The sequence below is a fragment of the Gordonia sp. SCSIO 19800 genome (genome assembly GCF_018132775.1).
Lineage (GTDB): Bacteria > Actinomycetota > Actinomycetes > Mycobacteriales > Mycobacteriaceae > Gordonia > Gordonia hongkongensis.
The window spans coordinates 208357-230110 of the sequence record NZ_JAGRQM010000004.1 but is presented as its reverse complement, the minus strand read 5'-3'; the positions used below and the strand labels follow the sequence as shown (position 1 = coordinate 230110).

General features: G+C 68.5%; 20 protein-coding genes. 7 read left to right on the top strand and 13 right to left on the bottom strand.

Annotation, left to right across the window (positions count from 1 at the left end; translation table 11 throughout):
- The first annotated feature begins 78 nt into the window (after positions 1–78).
- A complete protein-coding gene (locus tag KB201_RS06840) occupies positions 79–1146 on the top strand; it encodes an acyl-CoA dehydrogenase family protein (RefSeq protein WP_058251074.1) in 1068 nt (355 codons plus the stop codon).
- On the opposite strand, the gene KB201_RS06835 is transcribed toward KB201_RS06840, so the two are convergent.
- Together KB201_RS06835 and KB201_RS06830 are read right to left on the bottom strand one after the other, a co-directional pair.
- Positions 1133–2503 (bottom strand): dipeptidase, encoded by a 1371-nt coding sequence (locus KB201_RS06835; RefSeq protein ID WP_175404292.1) that lies wholly within the window; start codon positions 2501–2503, stop codon positions 1133–1135. The two genes, KB201_RS06840 and KB201_RS06835, sit on opposite strands and share 14 nt — an antisense overlap.
- Before the next feature lie 15 nt (positions 2504–2518).
- Entirely contained in the window at positions 2519–3895 is a 1377-nt protein-coding gene (locus KB201_RS06830; RefSeq protein WP_058251149.1) for a DUF2252 domain-containing protein, read from the bottom strand.
- A gap of 265 nt (positions 3896–4160) precedes the next feature.
- Here KB201_RS06830 and KB201_RS06825 point away from each other — a divergent pair, with 265 nt between their 5' ends.
- The gene (locus tag KB201_RS06825) at positions 4161–4685 is read left to right on the top strand and encodes a hypothetical protein (protein ID WP_091344296.1); all 525 of its coding nucleotides are present in this window, start codon (positions 4161–4163) and stop codon (positions 4683–4685) included.
- 77 nt (positions 4686–4762) lie between these two features.
- On the opposite strand, the gene KB201_RS06820 is transcribed toward KB201_RS06825, so the two are convergent.
- The 7 genes from KB201_RS06820 to KB201_RS06790 form a co-directional block, all read right to left on the bottom strand.
- Positions 4763–5236, bottom strand: a complete 474-nt coding sequence (locus tag KB201_RS06820) for a Dps family protein (RefSeq protein WP_058251072.1) — start codon at positions 5234–5236, stop codon at positions 4763–4765.
- Between the two features lie 78 nt (positions 5237–5314).
- Positions 5315–5746: an organic hydroperoxide resistance protein gene (locus tag KB201_RS06815; protein ID WP_058251071.1), complete on the bottom strand. Its 432-nt coding sequence runs from the start codon at positions 5744–5746 to the stop codon at positions 5315–5317.
- A 129-nt stretch (positions 5747–5875) separates the two neighbouring features.
- Entirely contained in the window at positions 5876–6565 is a 690-nt protein-coding gene (locus KB201_RS06810) for a hypothetical protein (protein WP_058251070.1), read from the bottom strand.
- A gap of 63 nt (positions 6566–6628) precedes the next feature.
- Positions 6629–7891, bottom strand: a complete 1263-nt coding sequence (locus KB201_RS06805) for a lipase family protein (RefSeq protein WP_058251069.1) — start codon at positions 7889–7891, stop codon at positions 6629–6631.
- Between the two features lie 127 nt (positions 7892–8018).
- The gene (locus KB201_RS06800) at positions 8019–9428 is read right to left on the bottom strand and encodes a hypothetical protein (protein ID WP_211538749.1); all 1410 of its coding nucleotides are present in this window, start codon (positions 9426–9428) and stop codon (positions 8019–8021) included.
- A 43-nt stretch (positions 9429–9471) separates the two neighbouring features.
- On the bottom strand, positions 9472–10869 hold the full coding sequence (locus KB201_RS06795; RefSeq protein ID WP_058251067.1) for a GntP family permease: 1398 nt from the start codon (positions 10867–10869) through the stop codon (positions 9472–9474).
- On the bottom strand, positions 10869–11387 hold the full coding sequence (locus tag KB201_RS06790) for a gluconokinase (protein WP_058251147.1): 519 nt from the start codon (positions 11385–11387) through the stop codon (positions 10869–10871). Before KB201_RS06790 ends, KB201_RS06795 begins: the two co-directional genes overlap by 1 nt.
- 125 nt (positions 11388–11512) lie before the next feature.
- On the opposite strand from KB201_RS06790, the gene KB201_RS06785 reads away from it, so the two are divergent.
- Complete coding sequence (locus tag KB201_RS06785; protein WP_058251066.1) at positions 11513–12232, top strand: FadR/GntR family transcriptional regulator; 720 nt, start codon at positions 11513–11515, stop codon at positions 12230–12232.
- Here the strand turns inward: KB201_RS06785 and KB201_RS06780 are convergent.
- Positions 12229–13254: an aspartate-semialdehyde dehydrogenase gene (locus KB201_RS06780; RefSeq protein WP_058251065.1), complete on the bottom strand. Its 1026-nt coding sequence runs from the start codon at positions 13252–13254 to the stop codon at positions 12229–12231. The genes KB201_RS06785 and KB201_RS06780 overlap by 4 nt on opposite strands.
- A 2-nt stretch (positions 13255–13256) precedes the next feature.
- Positions 13257–14522, bottom strand: a complete 1266-nt coding sequence (locus KB201_RS06775; protein WP_058251064.1) for an aspartate kinase — start codon at positions 14520–14522, stop codon at positions 13257–13259.
- A gap of 148 nt (positions 14523–14670) precedes the next feature.
- Here KB201_RS06775 and KB201_RS06770 point away from each other — a divergent pair, with 148 nt between their 5' ends.
- Positions 14671–15972, top strand: coding sequence for a mannosyltransferase family protein (locus KB201_RS06770; protein ID WP_211538698.1), 1302 nt, complete (start codon positions 14671–14673; stop codon positions 15970–15972).
- Between the two features lie 310 nt (positions 15973–16282).
- Here the strand turns inward: KB201_RS06770 and KB201_RS06765 are convergent, their stop codons facing one another.
- Entirely contained in the window at positions 16283–16945 is a 663-nt protein-coding gene (locus KB201_RS06765) for a TetR/AcrR family transcriptional regulator (RefSeq protein WP_211538697.1), read from the bottom strand.
- 121 nt (positions 16946–17066) lie between these two features.
- Between KB201_RS06765 and KB201_RS06760 the strand changes: the two genes are divergently transcribed.
- Genes KB201_RS06760 through KB201_RS06750 form a run of 3 tightly spaced genes read left to right on the top strand, consistent with a single transcriptional unit; the run spans position 17067 to position 20234 of the window.
- A complete protein-coding gene (locus KB201_RS06760; RefSeq protein WP_211538748.1) occupies positions 17067–18659 on the top strand; it encodes an MFS transporter in 1593 nt (530 codons plus the stop codon).
- A gap of 31 nt (positions 18660–18690) precedes the next feature.
- Positions 18691–19269, top strand: a complete 579-nt coding sequence (locus tag KB201_RS06755) for a nitroreductase family protein (protein WP_211538696.1) — start codon at positions 18691–18693, stop codon at positions 19267–19269.
- 59 nt (positions 19270–19328) lie between these two features.
- Positions 19329–20234, top strand: coding sequence for a glycoside hydrolase family 16 protein (locus KB201_RS06750; protein ID WP_211538695.1), 906 nt, complete (start codon positions 19329–19331; stop codon positions 20232–20234).
- Between the two features lie 98 nt (positions 20235–20332).
- Here the strand turns inward: KB201_RS06750 and KB201_RS06745 are convergent, their stop codons facing one another.
- Positions 20333–21736, bottom strand: a complete 1404-nt coding sequence (locus KB201_RS06745) for an MFS transporter (RefSeq protein WP_211538694.1) — start codon at positions 21734–21736, stop codon at positions 20333–20335.
- Between the last annotated feature and the right edge of the window lie 18 nt (positions 21737–21754).

The window sequence follows — 21754 nt, the reverse complement described above, 5'->3', positions numbered from 1 at the left end:
GTGAGCGGCCGCGACGGCGGAGTCGGTCAGTCGTCCAACTTCCCTGCCGGCCCGGACACTCGTCGTACTGTGAGAGTCGTGACCACCCAGGACGCCGGAGGCGAGCGACTAGCCGAGTTGCGAACAGCAGCGCTCAGGGTGGCCGACGAGGTCCTGTTCCCGGCGGCCGGCGAGGTGGACCGCACCGGAGCGGTCCCCGAATCCCACTGGCGAGCGCTGGCCGACGCCGGCCTGTACGGCATCGCGGCGCCGGTCGAGGCCGGCGGGCCGGGACTCGAATTCGGTGAGGTCACCGAGATCCTCGAAGTGCTCACCAGTGGTTGCCTCGCCACCGCTTTCACCTGGATCCAGCACCACGGCGTCGTCCTGTCCCTCGCCCGGAGCACCAACGACGAGCTACGTCGCGAACTCCTCGACGCGACCGTGAGCGGACGTCTACGCGCAGGCGTCGCCTACGCCGGAGTCGTCCCCACGCCACCACGGATGGTCGCGACGCGCACCGACGACGGCTGGCTCCTGAACGGGCACGCGCCGTTCGTCAGCGGCTGGGGTGTCGTCGACCTGCTCCAGATCTCGGCGCGCGACGCCGCGACCGATGACGTCATCTCCGCGATCCTGCGCATGCCCGATCTGGTCGGCGGCAGGTCGTCCGCAGCGGTCCGGGCAACACCCGTGGATCTGTCCGCCGCCGCCGCGACGACCACGGTGTCCCTCCGGGTCGACGGTCTGATGGTCCCGTTCGATCGCGAGGTCACGCGCGTGGGCCTCGCGGAATTCTTCGCGACCCAGAACGTCGGCGTCCGATTGAACGGCACCCTGCCCTTTGGTCTGGTGCGGCGCTGTGCGGCACTGCTCGATGTCGGCGGCCACCACCGGGAGGGGCGGGCGCTGCGCGAGCGCGCCGACGTCGTCCGAACCGCGCTCGACGCCGGGATGGCTGATGCCACCGCACTACTGGCGGCCCGGGCCGACGCCGCGGCTCTGGCGCTCGATGCCGCGGCCGCGTTGGTGTCCGCGGACGGCGGCCGCGGCGTCGTGCGCGGAAGTGATACCGAACGGTTGTTCCGCGAAGCCGCGTTCGTCCTGGTGGCCGCGAGCCGCCCGGAACTCAAAACAGCTCTGCTACACCGCTTCAGCGGTACCTGAAGTCGCGCAGGAAGAGCGCCTCGGCCAGGGCGATCCGCTCGATCTCGGACGGGTCGACGCTCTCGTTGGGTGCGTGGATCAGGCACCGCGGTTCCTCGACGCCGAACAGCATGATCTCGGCGTCGGGGAACAGCGACTGGAGAACGTTGCACAACGGGATCGATCCACCCTGCCCCTGGATCAGCACCTCGCTGTCGTAGGCGGTCGACAGGGCGCCGGTGAGCGTGTCGTACGCCGGACCGCTGGTGGATCCGACGAAGGGCGCGCCCACCGCCTCGCGCTCGAAGGACACCCGTGAGTTCCAGGGTGCGACCTTGCGGAGATGCTCGACGAGCGCGTCCTGCGCAACCATCGGGTCCATCCCCGGTGGCACGCGGAGGTTGATGCGCGCCCGCGCACGCGGCTGCACCGCCGCCGACGATCCGACCACCGGCGGGCAGTCGATGCCGAGCACCGTCGCGGCCGGGCGCGCCCACACCATGTCGGACACCGATCCCGATCCGACCAGGTCGACCCCGTCGAGAACCGTTGCATCGCTGCGGAATCGGTCGGGCGGGTAGGACACACCCGGCCACCGGGCGTCGGCATCGAGTCCGGCGACGGTGGTGTTGCCGTGCTCGTCACGCAGGGTCGCGAGCATCGAGATGAGCGCCGCGAGTGCATCTGGGGCGGCCCCGCCGAACATTCCGGAGTGCATCGCCGACCCCAGCGTCTCCACGGAGACGACGACGTTCGCGATGCCGCGCAGCGTCGTCGTCAGACTCGGTTTCCCGACCGCGAAGTTGCCGGAGTCCGCGATCAGGATCGCGTCGGCGGCAAGCAACTCCGGGTTCCGGACCGCAAAGTCCTCCAGGCCGCCGGTCCCCTGCTCCTCCGAGCCTTCCCCGATGATCTTCACGGTCACTCCGGCCCGGCCGGCGAGTGCGCGCAACGCGGTGAGGTGCACGGCGATGTTGCCCTTGCAGTCGGCAGCTCCGCGGCCGTACCACCGCCCGCCCCGCTCGGTCAGTTCCCAGACGGGAGAGTCCCATTCGTCGTCACCGAGCGACGGTTGCACGTCGTGGTGGAAGTAGAGCAGGACGGTCGGAGCACCCTCCGGGCCGGGAATGGACCCGGTGATCGCCTTGCTGCCGTCGCTGGTGACATGCGCGGCGGCGTCGTCGACGCCGACGGCACCGAAGGCCGCCAGCAGCCAGTCGACCATCCCGTCACACTCCTCGACGGGGAACTGCTGTGGGTCGTGCACCGACCGGAACCGGACCATCTCCGCGAGATCCGATCTCGCCTGCGGCATCAGCGCGGCGACCTGCTCCCGCAACGACGTCTCATCCTCGCGCGCAGTCGATTCCACCCGCATCCTTCCCTGTCGGACTCAACTCTTACCCTCGGCCGCCAGGTCGTACACCTCGAGCTCGCCTCGACCGATGGCCTCCATCATCCGGGTGTGGTCGGAGTCGTTGAGATCCGCGTACGCGAGCGAGAACTCGGCGATCGCGTCACTGAAACCCTTCGTGGTCCCGAGGTACTCGGCGATCCGGAACCGGCTCGCGGTCCGGGCGTGCGCCTGACCGAGAACCAGCCCGCACAGCTGTGCATACAACTTCATCCCCTCCGCGCTCAGGGCTTCGACGACGACCGAACCCTTTCCGTCGCGGAGCTGCCGCACGTAGAAGTCGCGTCGCTCACCGTTCTCGTCGATCCCGGTCGACCAGCCGAGGAAGAGGTCGCTCGTCGCCTGGAGCAGGCGTTGACCCTCGACCACCCGCTGCCCTTGGTTGTCGAAGCCCGATGCCGGCACATGGTCGGCGAGCACCGACCGCTGCGCTTCTTTGACCTGCAAGAACAACGGATCACCCAGCTCCTTTCCGGTGAGCAGGATGATCCACGCCCGCGTGCCGACACTGCCGACGCCGACCACCTTGAACGCGATGTCGACGATCGCGAACTGGTCGAGGAGCGCCTGCACGTGCAAGGGCACGGTGTCCCGGTAGGCACTGACCCGCTCGCGGACCCGTTCGGCCACGATCTCGGCGGTCTCGGCCGGGAACCGCTCGTGCAGCGGTACCAGCAGCGGCGGGTCGCTGCGGATGTGCGCGGAGCCGTCGGCGCCGATCACACAGAGCTTCGCGAGGGCCTGCGCACTGTCGCGGTGCCGCGCCTTCTTCAGTGCTTTCTGCGTCCGCTCGCTCATCGACGTGTCCAGCTTGGGTCCGAACTCCGCCAGGAAATGGTCGACGTCGATCCCGGCGTACCAGTTCTCCAGAGTCGTCTTCGACGCACTGCGCACGACCGCCCGCCGGTACGCCTTGGCAACGGTCTTGGCGACCCTGCGATTGGTCGCGTCGTCGAATCCGTTGTTACGCCCGGCGATCGCGAAGCTCGCGGCGAGACGCTTGACGTCCCACTCGAACGGTCCGATGTGCGTCTCGTCGAAGTCGTTCAGGTCGAACACCATTCGACGCTCCGGGCTGAAGAAGAGGCCCAGATTGCTCAGGTGCGCGTCGCCGCACAGCTGGGTGATGATCCCGGTGTCCGGCGTTCTCGACAGGTCGTCGGACATCACCGCGGCCGCACCACGATAGAAGGTGAACGGCGTCGCCGACATCCGCGCGTGCCGAACCGGGATGAGATCGGCGACCCGGGTCTGCGCCTGCGCTTCCAGGATGCGCAGCGGGTCGGCCCGCTCCGTCGGCGTCGGGCACGCGGCGAGTTCGACAGCGCTGGGCGGAGTGGACAGAAGTGTCGACACGGAGTGCTCCTTCACGTCGATGCGGCCCCGCCACAGGCAGAGGTCCGTGTGTCCGGGCCCGGTCGGAACCCGCGGGTGAACGCCGCCGAAAACGAAGTCCTCCGAGGGAGAATTCTTGCAGCCCGTCGGCAGTTCCGCCGATGGATCGGTGATCAATCTGCGCCACGTTCCCTCGGTCGCGTCCGGGTCGCGTCCACCGGGATCTGCCGACCGCCGCCCAGGGCGTGTGACCCGCTTCACGACTGCAACAGGTTCTAGTTGTAGCGTGAACGTCGTGGATTACTGGGGTGTGATGGTCGGGTTGGGGCTCGTGGCGACGGCGTTCGGCGTGATCGGGTTCGTGCGGTACCGCGAGCGGGAATCGACGAGTCTGCAGCGTCAGACCCAGCTGGCGCGCGAACTGCGTGACCTCGCCGGCGGCGACGAGGTCCGGCTGGCCGCGGTCGACGAGTTCTCGCTGACCATCTACCAACGGCTGTTCTACGTCTCGGTGGTGGCCCCGTGGATACGGAGTGCCGCGTGGGCTCTGCTCGGCGCGGCGCTGGCCGGTGCGGGAGCGCTCGCGACCGGGCCGCTCGACGGGGTGTTCGCGACCGTCGCACACATCGCGGCGATCCTCGTGTCCGCGGTGTTCGCGGTGGCCGCCCTGGTGTACGTCGGCATCGCGCTGTACCACTCGGCGACCACGCCTCGGGTGTCCTTCAGCGACTCCTATGCCGACGATGACGCCGATCCCGCCCCAGACACCCCCGATCCCGGCACCTCCGAATCTGCTCGGTCCGTCGACTGATCAGGCCCCCCGGACACAACGAACCCCCGTCGCAGTCGACGGGGGTTCGTTGCTGTGGGAGGGTCAGGCGAATTCGCTCACGCGATCTGCGCCTGCCACATCCAGTGCAGCTGCTCGAGTTTCGACGCGAACGAGATCAGCAGGTCCTGAGTGACCGGATCGGCCTCCTCGGTGATCCCGATTCGCTCGCGGAGACCCGCGACCACTGCCTTGAGATTGTCGACGATCGACTCGACGACGTCGCTGTCCTTGGTCCAGCCCTCACCGAATCCCTTGGTGTGGGCGGTCTTGGCAACTGTCTCGGCGCGGCCGTCCGGGCTCACGCCGATCGCGGTGGCCCGCTCGGCGGCCGCGTCGGTGAACTCCCTGGACACCGTGACCAGTTCATCGAGGTCGAGATGCACCGACCGGAACTGCTTGCCGACGACGTTCCAGTGCGCCTGCTTCGCGATGAGGGACAGGTCGATGAGGTCGACGAGGGTGTCCTGCAACGCCTTTCCGGCGACGGACTGCTGTTCGTCGGTGAGCGTGCTGGTGATCGGGGTGGTCATGATCAAGAATTCCCTTCTTGTCATATCTGCGCGCAGTACGACTCCGACTGCGCTGGTGATTACCGGGGGGCCGGGCGATCAGACGCGTACGGTGACCGACGAGTCGATGTTGCCCTTGGTCGCCTTCGAGTACGGACAGAATGTGTAGGCGAGGTCGGCGAGTTCCTTGGCCTTGACCTCGTCGAGGCCGGGCAGCGAGACCTCGATGGCGACGGTCAGACCGAATCCGTTGTCCGCGGGGTCTTTTCCGATCCCGACGGCCACGTCCACGGTCGCCCCGTCGGGCACCGGGGTGTCGGCCTGCTTGGCGGTGGCGCGCAGCGCGCTCAGGAAGCAGGCCGCATAACCCGCCGAGAACAATTCCTCGGGATTGGTCCCCTCACCGCTGCCACCCAGTTCCTTCGGCGGCCGCAGGTCCAGATCGATCTGGCCGCTCGCCGAGACGACTTCGCCGTCGCGTCCGCCGCCGGACGCCTTCGACGAGATGGTGTACACCGGTTCGATTGCCATTCGAAATCCTCCTGGATGCTCAGTGCGGGTTCGGGCCAACGGTCGGTTCAACCCGACCCGCTCGCGGAACATTCCGACGACACCGGCCACAGCGACGTGATGGTCACGACACCGGTGTCGGAGTCCGGTTCACCGTCCCCGCATCATCCGCGTGGGCTTCATCCGGGTCGACTCCGGCAGCCACTGGTTGACCGGTCGCCGGAGGGTGCAGAGGGCGGCGACCACCAGGAGACCGAACTGGAGGTAGCTCAGGACGACCATGACGGACGACACGTCCGGGTATCGGAACAGCAGGTCGACGCCGACGGGGATACACAGCAGATGCACGACGACGGCGGCCAGGAAGAAGTTGCGGAGATGGCGGCTGTGTTGCGACGCAGCGGTCACCAGGCACGCGTACTCGATGGCGAGCACGACGACGATCATCACCAGCATGAACGGCGGGAAGAAGCCGGCGAGGGTCTCGACCTCACTCTCGGGTGCAGAGTTCGCCGGGTCCGAGACCACTCCTTCGAGCAGTCGGTTGCGCAGATCGTCGGTGATGGTGCCGAGGTTGAAGAAGCCGTAGATCGTCAGCACGAGACCGATCACGGCCGCGCCCCACCACACGATGCGTGCGTGCACCGCCAGCGCCTCCGGCGGCGGTCCCGCATCGCCCGGCCGCGTCGGATAGAGCGCGGACTGGTCCCGATCGCGCGAGGACCGCTCGATGGCCGCCAGATCCTCGGCGTCCAGCTCGGCCTGGCTCGGGACGCGATCGGGGTCATCCGCGGCAGAATCGCCGGACGCGCCCCCGGCCGGGTCCTTCGGATCCGTCATGTCCCGATCCTGCCACTCACCCCGGCGGGCCTCCAGCGTCGAGGAGGTTCGGCCGCGAGCGGCTCACTTCCGGAACTCGGCGAGGACGAACTCCATCCCGGGGACGAATGTGCCGAGCATGGGGACGACATGGTTCACGATCGACTTCGTCAAGATGGGCGGGGTGGGGTCGGTGACGAAGGTGACGTCGGCGCCCTGGGCGCGCCAGTCCGCCACGAGTTGCGCGACCTGGCCGTACGGGATCACGTCGTCGTGCAGTCCGCCTTCGACGAAGACGGGCGCGTTCGGCTTCAGGCGACCGATCCGCTGCTGGCGGACAGCCTCTTGCAGTCCGGGGGATCGTGCGATGAGGGACGACAGTGTCTCGCCGGTTCGGGTCCATGTCTCGACGCGGCGGAAACCGAAGGCCGGGATGATGTCCCCGATGCAGCTGGTCGAGAGCTGTTTCAGCGCGGCTTTGCCGGTGGGGTTGGTCTCTCGTCGCACCACTTCGGCGACGTTCGGATACCGCTCGGTCAGCCCGTTGACAGCGAAGCCGATCGCCCCCGCGATGGTGGTGCCGTCGATCGCGGGGATGACCTTCTCGAGGTCGGCCGGGGGCGCGCCGGCGTAGGTCGCGCGCACGTCCAGTTCCGGTGCGTAGGTCTCGGCGAGTTCGGCGGCCGACGCGGCTGCGCCGCCGCCCTGCGAGTAACCGGCGAAACCTACGGGGGCGTCCTTCGGGGCGCCCGAGATCGCGAGTGCGGCCCGGGCGCCGTCGAGCATCGCCTGACCGGTCTCCGCGCGGTTGACGTAGGTGTGGACACCGGGCGTGCCCATCCCGATGTAATCGGTGATGAACACCCGCACGCCGTTGACGAGCATGTAATACATCTCCGGCGCGGTGTAGTTGACCGAGATGCCCGGCTTCGTGATGTCCACCGCGAGGGGCACGGTCATCAGCTTCGATGGCGCACACTGGTCGCCCTGACCGATGGTCCCGGAGCCGACGACGACGGTCGGGCGCGGACCCGGGCCGCGCCATGGCGCGGTGGGTTCGATGACGGTTCCGGTGACCGCGGCGGGTTTCCCGTCCTGGTAACGCGAGGTGTACATGACCTTGCGGGCGGTCCCCGGCCACTGACCCGCCATGCCGGGGATCTGGAGCAGCAGCGGACTCGGCTGACTGCGGATCACCGATCCCGGCTCGGACGCGAACCGGGCCGGCGGGGTGTAGAAATCCGCCGCCGCTGCAGTACCGACCGCTGTTGGGGCCAGCGACGCGACGCACGCTGCCACCAGCGCGGCGATCCCGAGCGTCCGTCTCGATGTCTTGCGATGGGTCATGGTTCTCCCCGACTTCCAGTTCATGGCTGTGTAACCTACCACACAGTAACTTGAGGTAGGTGACTGGTGTCGCTTCCGGGCGCGCGACGCCTCGCAGAGGGCCACAGGGGTGTCGCCGATCGACGGCCTAGCGGCCCGGCGTCACCTTGAGCATGCGGCTGAGAGTTGCCTGCCACAGCGATCCGTCGGCCGTGATCGTCCCGGTCAGCTCGAGTGGTTCGTCGAACGGCGCCGTCCCGACCGGCACCGTCGCCACCCGCCGGCCGGTCGCGAAGTCGGTTGCCACGTAGGCGACTTCGCCGATCTGCTGTGGGAGGTTCGGCCGGATCGGGCCATACCCGATCGCGTGGATCAGACCGTCTGCGCGAGACAACTTGGGGAGCGTCGCGATCCGGTCGCCGTTCTCCCACACGCGACGGCAGCCGCCTTCCCCGACGTCGATCCGGGTGGCGCCGCCGACGAACGGGGCGTCGGCCGGGACCGACGGACCCTGTACCGCCATCGGCGGGTACTGGTAGCCGTAGGTGCTCGGGATGACCAGCGAATCGCCCCAGGCCATCGGCGAGTTCTCGGTGCCCGGCCCGGACGTCGAAAAGGCCCGCATGCGGCAGACCTCGGAGCCGTCATCGCTGCGCAGCACGCGGAGATCCGGCGGTTCCGCGTTGTCGACGATGGCGACCCAGCCATCGCCACCGGGACCGAAGTACGTCGGCGTCGTCCCCGAGCCCCAGGTGAGCTGTCCGGGTTTGCGTGCTGGTCCCCGGTCATACGCGCGACGCCAGACGACTCGCGGTGCGCGCCCCGGTTCGGCGCGCATCTCGTACAGCGCGTGCGTCGTCAGGATCGACGCCCCCGTTCGCCGGATCGACAAGCCGTTGCCCAGTTCCTCTCCCGCCGGCAGCCGGGTGGCCTGCACGGTGTCATGCCGGTCGACTGTCCCGACCACCCCGCGCGTCGTCGCGAACCACACGCGGCCGTCGAAGTCGGGCGCCAGGCCGGTGATGGCGTCACCCGCCGGTACCGCGTGGTCGACGTCGACCCGATCGTCGACGAACACCCGCCAGCCGCTGGCCGTCTTCGCATGCGCGACACGGAGAATCGACCCGGACCCGTCGGCGACGACCACCCGGTCGCGGTCGTCGAGATAGCCGTACACGCCGCCGAGCAGTCCGCCCTTCGTCAGCTGCGTCGACGCCAGTGGTTGCGCGGTCCGGGGATCGAAGAGGACGACCGACGGCGCCGCGAATGCCGGTGGCGACGATCCGACGAATTGCGTGCACAACGCGACGGGTATCCCGTCGCGTCCGACGAACGTTGCCGCGCAGGCGCCGCCCGGGATCGAGGAGCCGGCCAGTCGAGCCCCGCGGCCGGGGCCTCGATGCGCCGTGGAGTCCGTGGAGGCGAGGTCGCCGTGTATGAGCGAGGTGTCGCTCGGTCCGAGTCCGGTGCTCGGCGAATCGGGTTGTGCCGCTGCGGGGTACGCGAGCGTCGCCACCAACGTCAGAACCCCGGTGACCACCGCCGCCCGGACCCGCATCTTCCGTGTCATGAGTGGTCAAGCTACCGCACAGAGGGCCGGCTCAGATGACCAGACCGAGTGCGAGTACCACGATCAATCCGGTCACCGAGAGGACCGTCTCCATCATCGACCAAGTCTTGAAGGTCTGTCCGACGGTCATGCCGAAGTACTCCTTCACCAGCCAGAAACCGGCGTCGTTGACGTGGGACAGGAACACCGACCCGGCACCGATCGCCAGGACGACCAGCGAGAGTTCTCCCGAACCCATCCCGTCGACCAGACCCAGGATCAGCGACGACGCGGTGATCGTGGCAACGGTCGCCGATCCGGTCGCCAGGCGGATCAGCGCCGCGAGCGTCCAGGCCAGCAGGAGCACCGAGACGTTCGCGCCGGTCGCCCAGTCGGCGAGCAGGGTGCCGATCCCGGTGTCGACGAGGACCTCCTTGAATCCGCCACCCGCGGAGACGATCAGCAGGATGCCCGCGATCGCGGGGAGTGCCGCGCCCGTGCACTTCGAGATGGTCTCGCGGTCCATGCCGGAACCGCGGCCGAGGGTGAACATCGCGACGATCACCGCGATGAGCAGCGCGATGAGGGGCGTGCCGAGGATGTCGAGGACCTTGCGCACGGGCTGGTCCTCGTCGGCGATGAAGATCTCGGCGAGTGCCTTGCCGAGCATCAGCACGACGGGCAGCAGAACGCTGAACATGGTGATCGCGAAGGACGGTCGCTTGGTGGTCGGGCCGTCGGACGGATCGACGTCGAAGGTTGTCGGGGCCTCGACCGTCACCCATCGCCCGGCGAGCACGCCGAAGAGCGGCCCGGACACGATGATGGTCGGGATGGCGACCAGCACACCGAGTCCGAGTGTCATGCCGAGATCCGCGCCGAGGGCGTCGATCGCCACAAGTGGGCCGGGATGCGGCGGGACGAACCCGTGCATCGCCGACAACCCGGCCAGTGCGGGAATGCCGATCGGGATCAGGCCGAGACCCGAGCGTCGGGCCACGAGGTAGATCACCGGCATCAAGAGTACGAGACCGATCTCGAAGAACATCGGCAGACCGATGATCGCGCCGACGAGCGCCATCGCCCACGGCAGCATCCGCGGTGAGGCGTGACCGACGATCGTGTCCACGATCTCGTCGGCACCACCGGAGTCGGCCAGCAGCTTGGCGAACATGGCGCCGAGTGCGATCAGGATGCCGACTCCCGCTGCGGTGGTGCCGAACCCGGCGGTGAACGACTCGAGGACCGTCGGGATCGACTCACCCGCGACGATGCCGACGGTCGCGCCGCCGCCCACCAACGCGAGGAAGGGATGGACCTTGGCGATCGTGATCGCCACGACGATGACGGCGATACCCGCCAGCGCCGCGACGATGAGTTGCCAGCCGGGCGCGACCGGCTGCGGCAGATCTGTGCTCGCGGCGAGGATCGTGGTGGTGGTCGGCGACATCAGTTCTCCTCGGCGTCGAGATCGGAACCGCGCGAGAGGGCCTCGACCAGTTCATCGATGATGGCGTCCACGCTCTGGTCCACGTCGACGGTCAGGCCGCATTCGTCGGGGGTCAGCTGCTCGAGGGTCTCGAACTGCGAGGCGAGCAGGGCCGGTGGCATGAAATGCCCCGGGCGTGATGCCTGCCGTCGCGAGATGACCTCGACCGACCCGGCCAGATGCGCGAACAGCGTCGTCGGTGCGTGATCACGAAGATGGTCGCGGTAATGCCGTTTGAGCGCGGAGCAGCTCATGACACCGCCGTCGGCGTGTTCGGCGAGCCAGACGCCGATCGACTCGAGCCAGGGTCGGCGGTCGTCGTCGTCGAGCGGTTCTCCCGCCGACATCTTGGCGATGTTCTCGGCGGGGTGGAAGTCGTCGGCGTCGGCGAACGGCACCCGCAGGCGCTGTGCCAACGCCGCTCCGACCGTCGACTTCCCGGACCCCGACACCCCCATGACGACGATCGGCGATCGCATGTTCACTCCTCACCACGCTGTGCTGCTGATCACGTAGGCTGCCTCAATAGTCATACTTTTGCAAGCCTTTGCTGAGTTTAAGTACGCACATTGGTCCGTACCTCGATGAATGAGAAGATGAAACGGTGAGTCAGGGCACACGGAGCACAGGCGAGCGGCACGACGAGATCCTCGCGGCTATCGGCCGACGCATCGTCTCGGGAGCGCAGCCGGCCGGCAGCGTGCTGACCCTCGACGCCATCAGCGCCGAACACGGGGTGTCGCGGACGGTATCCCGCGAGGTGATCCGGGTTCTCGAGTCGATGGGCCTCGTCGAATCCCGACGCCGCGTCGGCATCACGATCCAGCCGCGGACCCGATGGAGCGTGTTCGACGCCCGGCTGATCCGTTGGCGCCTCGACGGCGCCGACCGCGCCGAGTTCCTCGCCACCCTCTCGGAGTTACGACGCGGCTTCGAGCCGGTGGCGGCGGCCCTTGCCGCCGAGCGCGCGAACGAGCACCAGTGCCGCATCCTGGCGGCGGCGGTGTCGGACATGTCGGTGCACGGGCGCAACGGCGATCTCGAGTCGTACCTGTTGGCCGACAAGGTCTTTCATCGAACGCTCTTGGAGGCCAGCGGCAACGAAATGTTCCGGTCGCTCACCGGCGTGGTGAACGAGGTCCTCGCCGGCCGCACCCATCACGGGATGATGCCCGCGACACCGAGTCCGGTGGCCATCGCACTGCACGACGATGTCGCCAGAGCAATACGCCTCCGCGACCCGGAGGCCGCGGAGGCGTCGATGCGCGCGATCATCACCGAGGCGGCGGCTGCTGTATCGCCCCCGCCACCTGAGGTGCTCTAGACCAGCAGCTCGGCGATCTGAATCGTGTTGAGGGCAGCGCCCTTCCGGAGGTTGTCCCCCGAGACGAACAGCGCGAGACCCCGGCCGTCCGGAACACCCGGGTCCTGCCGGATCCGGCCGACCAGCGAGGCGTCCTTGCCGGCGGCGGCCAGTGGCGTCGGCACGTCCACGAGCTCCACACCCGCTGCGCCACCGAGGATCTCCTGTGCACGTGCTACCGACAGCGGGTTCGCGAACTCCGCGTTGATCGACAGCGAGTGGCCGGTGAACACCGGCACGCGTACGCAGGTTCCGCTCACGAGGAGTTCGGGCAGCCCGAGGATCTTGCGCGACTCGTTGCGCAGCTTCTGGTCCTCGTCGGTCTCACCCGAACCGTCGTCGACGAGCGAACCCGCGAGCGCCACGACGTTGAACGCGATGGGCGCGACGTATTTGTTCGGGGCGGGGAAGTCCACGGCGGAACCGTCGTGCACGAGCTTCTCCGCGTCGCCGGCGACCGCACGCACCTGGGTGGCCAATTCGTCGACACCGGCCAGACCGCTACCCGAGACCGCCTGGTAGCTCGAGATGATCAGGCGCTGCAGACCGGCCTCGTCGTGGAGCGGCTTGAGGACCGGCATGGCCGCCATCGTGGTGCAGTTCGGGTTGGCGATGATGCCCTTGGGCGGGTTCTTGGCCAGCTCACCGTTGACCTCCGAGACCACCAGCGGCACCTCGGGATCCTTGCGCCAGGCCGACGAATTGTCGATGACGGTCACGCCGGCCTCGGCGAAGCGGGGCGCCTGCTCGCGCGACATCGTGGCACCCGCCGAGAACAGCGCGATGTCGAGTCCGGACGGATCGGCGGTGGCCGTGTCCTCGACGACGATCTCGCCGTCGCCCCACGGCAGCTTCTTGCCCGCCGAGCGCGAGGACGCGAAGAAGCGCACCTCGTCGGCCGGGAAGTTGCGCTCCGCCAACAGGGTTCGCATGACGGCGCCGACCTGACCGGTCGCGCCCACGACTCCGATACGTACGCCCACTGCTATCGCCCCGTTCCGGCGTAGACGACGGCTTCTTCTTCGCCGCCGAGATCGAAGGCGGCGTGCAGAGCGCGCACCGCGTCGTCGAGTTCGGTGTCCCGGCACAGCACCGAGATCCGGATCTCCGACGTGGAGATCAGCTCGATGTTCACGCCGGCCTCGCTGAGGGCCTCACAGAACGTGGCCGTCACGCCGGGGTGCGACTTCATGCCCGCGCCCACGAGCGACACCTTGCCGATGTGATCGTCGTAGAGCAGATCGGTGAACCCGATCTCGGACTGCAGCTTGGTGAGCTTCTCGACGCCGAGCGGCCCCAGCTCGCGGGGCAGGGTGAAGGTGATGTCGGTCTTGCCGGTGTCGACCTTCGAGACGTTCTGCAACACCATGTCGATGTTGATCTCGGCGTCGGCCACGGCGCGGAACACCCGCGCGGCGTAACCGGGCTTGTCGTCGAGGCCGACGACGGTGATCTTGGCCTCGCTGCGGTCATGTGCGACGCCGGTGAGAATGGCTTCTTCCACGGGGATGTCCTCCATCGATCCGGTCACAATGGTGCCGGGTTTGGTCGAGTACGACGAGCGCACGTGAACGGGAACGTTGTATCGGCGCGCGTATTCGACGCACCGCAGCATCAGCACCTTGGCGCCACAGGCAGCCAGCTCGAGCATCTCCTCGAAGCAGACGGTGTCGAGACGGCGGGCGTCGGGCACGATCCGCGGATCGGCCGAGTAGACGCCGTCGACGTCGGTGTAGATCTCGCAGACGTCGGCCTCGAGCGCGGCCGCCAGCGCGACCGCGGTGGTGTCGGAGCCGCCGCGTCCCAGTGTGGTCACGTCCTTGGTGTCCTGCGAGACGCCCTGGAAGCCGGCGACCAGCACGATCTTGCCCTCGTCGAGTGCGCTGCGGACGCGTCCGGGCGTGACGTCGATGATCTTGGCCTTGCCGTGGCTGCTCGTCGTGATGACACCGGCCTGCGAGCCGGTGAACGACTGCGCCTGCGCGCCCATCGAGCTGATCGCCATCGCGACGAGCGAGTTGGAGATCCGCTCACCCGAGGTCAACAGCATGTCCATCTCACGGGCCGGCGGCGCCGGGTTGACCTGCTGGGCGAGGTCGAGGAGCTCATCGGTGGTGTCGCCCATCGCCGACACGACCACGACGACGTCGTTGCCCTGCTTCTTGGTCTCGACGATCCGCTCGGCGACGCGACGGATGCGTTCGGCCGTTGCGACCGAGGATCCGCCGTACTTCTGCACCACGAGGGCCACGTCGAGTTACCTCCCGCCGGCCAGTGTGCCGGTCGATAGACGTCAACTTGCCGGGACAACCTTACCGGGACCGCCGCGACCGCTCTGACCTGGTCTCCGCCCCACCCGACGGGACCGGACCGAGGTGATCCGCCCTAGGATCGCTCGCGTGGCCTCCCCAACCGACGTCGGTGACACCGGAACCGGTCCCGTCGGTACAAACAGCTACGGCCGTCGACTGGCGTCGATGACCCGCGGTTATTTCGGTCCTCTCGGGTCGTCGCCCGCCGCGGTCCGTGGTCATCGCTGGTGGCTCGACGCGCTGCTCGTCTTTCTCGTCATCCGCGCCATCGGCATCCTCGTCCTGGCGCGGTTCGCCGATCTCCGGGGCACCACGCTGGGCGACTCCCTGGCGGTCTGGGATGGGCAGTGGATGATCGCGATCGCGACCCACGGCTACGACGGCGTGCCCTACACGCTCACCGACGCCCGGGGTCTGCACACCGTCGACACCGCGTACGCCTTCTTTCCCGGTTACCCGTACCTGGTGGGCTTGATCGCGAAGCTGCCGGGCCTGAGTCCCTTCGGTGCGGCGATCACGGTGAACCTGATCCTGGGATGCGTGGCGGCGGTCGGTGCGGCACGTCTCGGAATGGTGTGCGCCCGACTCATGGCACGACGGTCCCCGATCGGCCCGGCACCCGAACGCGGAACCGGACTGTTCCTGGTGGCGCTCTTCGCGGCGACGCCGATGTCGATCGTGCTGAACATGGCCTACACCGAGGCGCTGTTCTGCGCGCTCGCGGTGTGGGCGCTGGTGGGGGTCCTCGAGAAGCGCTGGCTCCTCGCCGGCGTCGTCGCCGCGCTCTGCGGTCTGTGCCGGCCGACGGCGGCGGTCCTGATCGGGGTCGTGATGCTCGCGGCCCTCGTGTTCCTGTGGCAGGCGCGCGGGACCGACGTCCCGAGAGCGGCACGCGTCCGCGCGATCGTCGCCATCGTCATCAGCCCGCTCGGTTACCTCACCTATCTCTGCGTGGTGTGGGCACACACCGGCTCGCCGACCGGGTGGTTCCGCATCCAGACCGAGGGCTGGGACACCCAGTTCGACTGGGGCGTGGCAGCTTTCGAGTTCATCAACGAAATGCTCGTCCATTCGGCCGAGATCGCCCCGGTGGCCACGTCGTGGATCGTGCTGAGCACGCTGGTGATGTTGGGCGTCGCCGTCTGGTCACGGGTGCCGTGGCCGGTCCTGCTCTACGGTTCGCTGCTGGTCGCGCAGATCGTGCTGTCGAGCGGACTGATGATGAGCCGGCCCCGGTTGCTGCTGCCCGCCTTCGTCCTGCTGATCCCGCTGGCGATGGCGCTGGCGCGGATGCGGCCGGTGGTCGCGGGACTGATCGTCGTGCCGATCGTGGTCGGCAGCTCATGGTTCGGCGCGCACATGCTCACCGTGTTCCCCCACGCCATGTGACAACCGCTTGCCCTGCTCCCCGAGGAGCGCGACCCCTCTACCCCCAAGCGCGACGAGCGGACCCCCTCTGCCCCCAAGCGCGACGAGCGGACCCTCTGCTCCCTGAGGTGCGAGGAGCGATAGCGACGAGCCTCGAAGGGCCTGGTGAGATGCCGTGCGAGACCCTTCGAGGCTCGCTACGCTCGCACCTCAGGGAGCAGGAGACGACCCGCTACGCTCGCACCTCAGGGAGCAGGAGACGACCCGCTTCGCTCGCACCTCAGGTAGCAGAAAAACCCTCTTCGCTCGCCTCTCAGGGAGCCGAAGGTTGTCACACCGCCGACGCCGCGAATCCCAGGCAGAGGTAGTCGATTCCGGCGTCGAGCCGCGCCCGGGGATCGAGCAGCCGGCCGGCATCGCGACGGCCGGCGAGGCGGGCGAGATGCGACGGGACTTCGACCTCGGACTCCCCCGAGATCACCTCGGCCAGTCCCGCGGACGGCAGCAGGGCGTCGTCGTGGAGCAACTGATCGCTCACTGCGACAAGGGCGACGCCGTGGACGAAGCTCCAGACCGACAGCGCCATGTCGGTGGCGCGTTCGATGCCGACGCCGAGCTCGAGGAATCCGGCCGCCAGCCAGTCGAGGCACGCCAGCGAATCCTCGCCGTAACTGTGCCGGGGCGACGAGTAGGCCAGGACCACCCACGGATGCCGCGTGTAGAGGTCCCAGTCGACGTCGACGGCGACGGTGACCCGGGCACGCCACCCGGGCTGGGTGTCCACCGGGTACGGGAACCGCCGTCCGACCTCGGTCGACATCGCCTGCAGCAGCGCGTCCTTGTCCTCGACGTGGCGATACAGCGACATGGCCCCGACCCCGAGCTTCTCGGCGACCCGCCGCATCGACAGCGAGCCGATCCCGGCATCGTCGGCCACGGCGATCGCGGCATCGACGATCGTCGCCGTCGACAGTTTCGAGGTGTCGGCCGTCACGTTCTCGTTCCTCCTGCTCAGGGCGGGAATAATTCGATTGCGTACAGCGTACTCATCCCCGTACGCTGACCCGCGTACACCGTACGCGTAGGTAGCTGCCGTCAGCCGCGAAGGAGGAATGATGTCCGCCCAGCTCGACCCGTCGAACCGGCTCCGCCCGACCACCTCGGGTACCGCCGACCGGCGAACGTGGCTGGGACTGGCCGTGCTGACCCTGCCGGTGTTCCTGGTCTCGATGGACGTCTCGGTGCTGTACCTCGCGATCCCGTCGATCACCGATGCCCTCGCGCCGTCCGCGGCCCAGCAGCTGTGGATTCTCGACATCTACGGCTTCCTCATCGCCGGGCTGCTCATCACGATGGGCAATGTCGGTGACCGCGTCGGCCGTCGACGCATCCTCCTCGCCGGCGCCGCACTGTTCGGCATCGCGTCGGTCATCGCCGCTTTCGCACCCTCGCCCGAGATCCTGATCGCGGCGCGCGCCCTCATGGGCATCGGCGGCGCCACCCTGCTGCCCTCGAGCCTGTCGCTCATCGCCAACATGTTCCCCGACGCCCGCGAGCGCGGGCGCGCGATCGGTGTGTGGACCGCGGCGTTCGCCGGCGGCAGCGCGGTCGGTCCGGTCATCGGAGGCGTTCTGCTGCACCACTTCTGGTGGGGCGTGGTCTTCCTCATCAACGTCCCGGTGCTCGCCGCACTGTTCGTCTTCGGGCCGCGCCTGATCCCCGAGTACCGGGCCGCGACGAACGACCCGTTCGATGTCGTCGGCGTCGTGCTCTCGATGGCCGGAATCCTCCCGCTCGTCTATGCCGTCAAGACGGTCGCGAGCGAAGGCGCCACGACCGGCGTGGTCGTCGCCGGAGTGGTGGGTGCCGCGCTGCTCGTCACATTCCTGCTGCACCAGCGCCGGGTCACGTCACCGCTCCTGGACCTCAAGCTGTTCGGCAACGCCCAGTTCAGCGGAGCGGTCGCCGTGGCGCTGATCGGCATGATGGCACTCGGCGGGATGTCCTACCTGACCGGCGTCTACCTCCAGTCGGTCATGGGCCACGACGTCCTGGCCGCGGCGATCGCGGGCCTGCCGATGGCCGTCGCGGTGGCGGTCTTCTCCATCGGCGCCACCAGGGTCGCATCGTTCCTGGGGACGCGGTTGGCCTTCGTGGGTTCCGTCGGCCTGGCGGCGGCGGGCAACCTCGGCATGCTGACACTCGGCACCTCGTCCCCGGTCTGGGTGTACATCCTGTGCACGACGATCGCGGGCATCGGTTACGGCATCCAGTTCAGTCTGGTGTCGGTCGTCGTCGTCGGCTCGGTTCCGCCGGAGCGGTCCGGCGCCGCGTCGGGCATCTCGGAGACCAGTTTCGAGCTCGGCACCGCGATGGGACTGGCACTGCTCGGATCGCTGGCCACCCTCGTGTTCCGAGACGGCGACCGGGGCTGGGCATTCGGTGACACCCTCGGCGAGACACTGCACCGCTCGACGGACATGGGCCCGGCCGGAGAGGGTTTGGCCACTGCGGCGAAACAGTCGTTCGTGGACGGCATGCATGCCGCATCGCTCGCGAGCGGTCTCGCACTCCTCGTCCTCGGGGCCATCCTGCTCGTCGTGATGCGTGACGAGCCGACCGATCCGCAGACCGAGGTCGCCGAGGTGCGGCTGCCCGACGCGGTCGGCGCGACCGGTGGCGGCGGCGTCGCACGAACCGAGCCCTGACGAACACCGGCACGCCACTACCCTCGGGCGAATGCACGAACTCATCTCGGGCCGCCGTAGCGCCCGCGGCTACGATCCGTCCGCGACCATCTCGCTCGACGACGTCACCACGATCGTCGACGCCGGGCGCTGGGCTCCCACCTGGGGCCGGGTGCAGCCGGTGCGCTTCATCGCGGGACTGCGCGGCGACCCGACGTTCGACGCCCTCGCCGGCGTCCTGACCCGGGGGAACTCGGGGTGGGCGCCGCGCTCGGCAGCCCTGATCCTGGTCTGCACCACCGATGACCCCGACGACGCGAAGGCCCACACGTACGGGGCCGTCGACTGTGGACTGGCGGTGGCGCAGATGATCCTGCAGTCCGAGGCCCTCGGCTTCAATGCCCATCCGATGGCCGGTTTCGACGCCGAGGCAGCCCGCGACATCTTCGGGATCCCCGCCGACAAACGACCGCTGGTGCTGCTCGGAGTCGGCGCGCTCGCCGACCCGGCGTCCCTTCCCGAGGAGATCCGCGCCCGCGACGAGAAATCCCGCACCCGGCTCCCGCTGTCCGAGGTCGCGTTCGCGGGCCGCTGGGGACGTCCCGCGTTCCCGGACTCCACAGGCGCCTGACCGGCGAATGTGACGAACGAGGCATATGAGACAGAAGTGACGTGTGGTACTTGTTCTCCATGACTGTCACACCTCAACCTCGAGGACTCCTCCGCCGACTGGGAGCGCACCTCGCGCCCGTCGCCGCCGTCACCGCACTGACAGCCGCGGCAGCACTGTCCGTGCCGGCGGCCGCCCACGCCGACGAGCCGTTCAGCCTCGGATTCGACGGCGCCGCCGGCACTCTCCCGTCGGCGCTGCAGCACGAGACCGGCGCCGGCGGCTGGGGCAACAACGAGGTGCAGAACTACACCGCCGATCGGCTGAACTCGCGGCTCGACGGCAACGGCAACCTGCTCATCGAGGCGCGCCGCGCGGCGACCGGCGGCTGGACGTCGGCCCGGCTCACCACCAAGGACAGCTTCGAGTTCACCTACGGGACGATCTCCGCGCGCATCTCCCTGCCGCAGGGTCGCGGGTTGCACCCGGCGTTCTGGCTGCTGGGGAGCGACATCGACTCCGTCGGGTACCCGGCGGCCGGCGAGGTCGACATCGCCGAGACGATCAACACCTCCGACTGGGTCCACGTGGGCGTGCACGGCCCGACGGCGCTGGGCACCGCGATGGGATCACTCGATCTCTCGCTCGCCGATCTCCTCCCCGGACTGCCGCTGCCGGGACCGCTCGCCGGCCGCTGGGAGCGGGGCCACGACCTCACCGGCATCGATCCGGGCGACTTCCACGTCTACGCGGTGACCAAGTCGTCGTCGCAGATCCGTTTCACCATCGACGGGAACGCGGTCTACACGATCAACCGCTCCTCGCTCACCGGCGACGAACGGTGGGTCTTCGACAAGCCGATGTACGCGCTGCTCAACGTCGCGGTCGGCGGCATCTGGCCCGGGCCCCCGTCGTCGACGACTCCGAGCCCGGCAACCATGACGGTCGACTGGTTGCGCTACACCCCTTCCACCCCCGCTCCCTGAGCTGAGGAGCGCCCGTAGCTTGCGGACGGTGGCAACAACTCCGCCCCGAGCCGACAGGCCCGGGGCGGAGTTCTTGTATGCGGTTGCGGGACGGTCGCTTACGCGACCAGCACCTGCTCGTCGTCGGAGACCGACGCCCGCATCGTCTTGTCCTTGGTCTCGACGATCTTGATCGTGCACACGACGCTGAGTGCCGACAGACCGGCGAGCAGGACACCCACCCAGATCGCACCGGGACCCGCGATCAGCGGGGCGGCGATCAGCGGCGGGATCGCCCCACCGAGGATGCCGGCCAGGTTGTAACCCATCCCCGCACCGGTGTAGCGGTACCGCGCCTCGAACAGTTCGGGCAGAAGCGCACCGGCCGGACCGTAGGCGATGCCGAAGATCAGCAGCGTCCCGAAGAGTCCGACCACGAACGCGAAGCCGCCGCCGATCTCCAGGATCGGGAACAGCACCAGCGCCCAGGGGATCGCGACGCTGCACGAGGTGAGGATGACCCGGCGACGACCCACGCGGTCCGACCACACCGCCGACGCCGCGGTCGACAGTCCGAACACCACGGCCGCGCCCATTCCCGCGGTCAGCACGAAGGTCCGCGACAGTTCCAGTGACTTGGTGCCGTAGTTCGTGAGGAACGCCGTGCCCATGTAGAACAGCGAGAACAGGCTCGCCAGCGCGCCGCCGGCGATGAGGATCTCGCGCCACTGGTGGCGGAAGGCGTCGAGGAACGGCAGTGCCGGACCGTCGACCTCGGGACCGCCGATTGTCCCGCGCTGCTGCGCTTCTCGGAACACCGGCGTCTCCGCGACCGCGAGCCGGACCCACAACCCGACGGCGACGAGCGCGAAGGACAGGATGAACGGGATGCGCCAGCCGTAGTCGAGGAACGCCGAACTGGTCTCGCCGAGCGTCAAACTCGCGATGAGGAACGTCAGGCTCGACAGGAAGAACGCGAAGGCCGGGCCGAGTTGCGGGAACATCGCGTACAGCCCCCGCTTGCCCGGTGGGGCGTACTCGGCGGTGAGAAGCGTTGCGCCCGCCCATTCGCCGCCGACGGCGAAGCCCTGCAGGAACCGCAGGCAGACGAGGAGGATGGGCGCCGCGATGCCGATCCCGGATTCGGCGAAGCCGAACACGCCGGTCTCGTAACCGGGGAGAAGACCGATCGCGACCGTCGCCAGTCCCATGATGAGCAGGGTCCACACCAGGGTGCGTTTACGGCCGATCCGGTCGCCGAAGTGACCGAAGAGCATCGCTCCGACCGGCCGCGCGAAAAAGGCCACGGCGAAGGTGGCAAAGGACGCGATGGTCCCGGTGACCTCGTCGGCGGCCGGGAAGAACACCGTCGGGAACACCAGGGCGGCGGCGGTGCCGTAGATGAAGAAGTCGTAGAACTCGATCGTCGTGCCGATGGAACTCGCGGCGGCCACGCGTCGAAGGCTCGTGCGTTTACCCTCCGGCGGTTCGGTCACCGGCGGTTCGGCGGGGATGGTCGTCACTGGCGTTCGCCCTTTCTG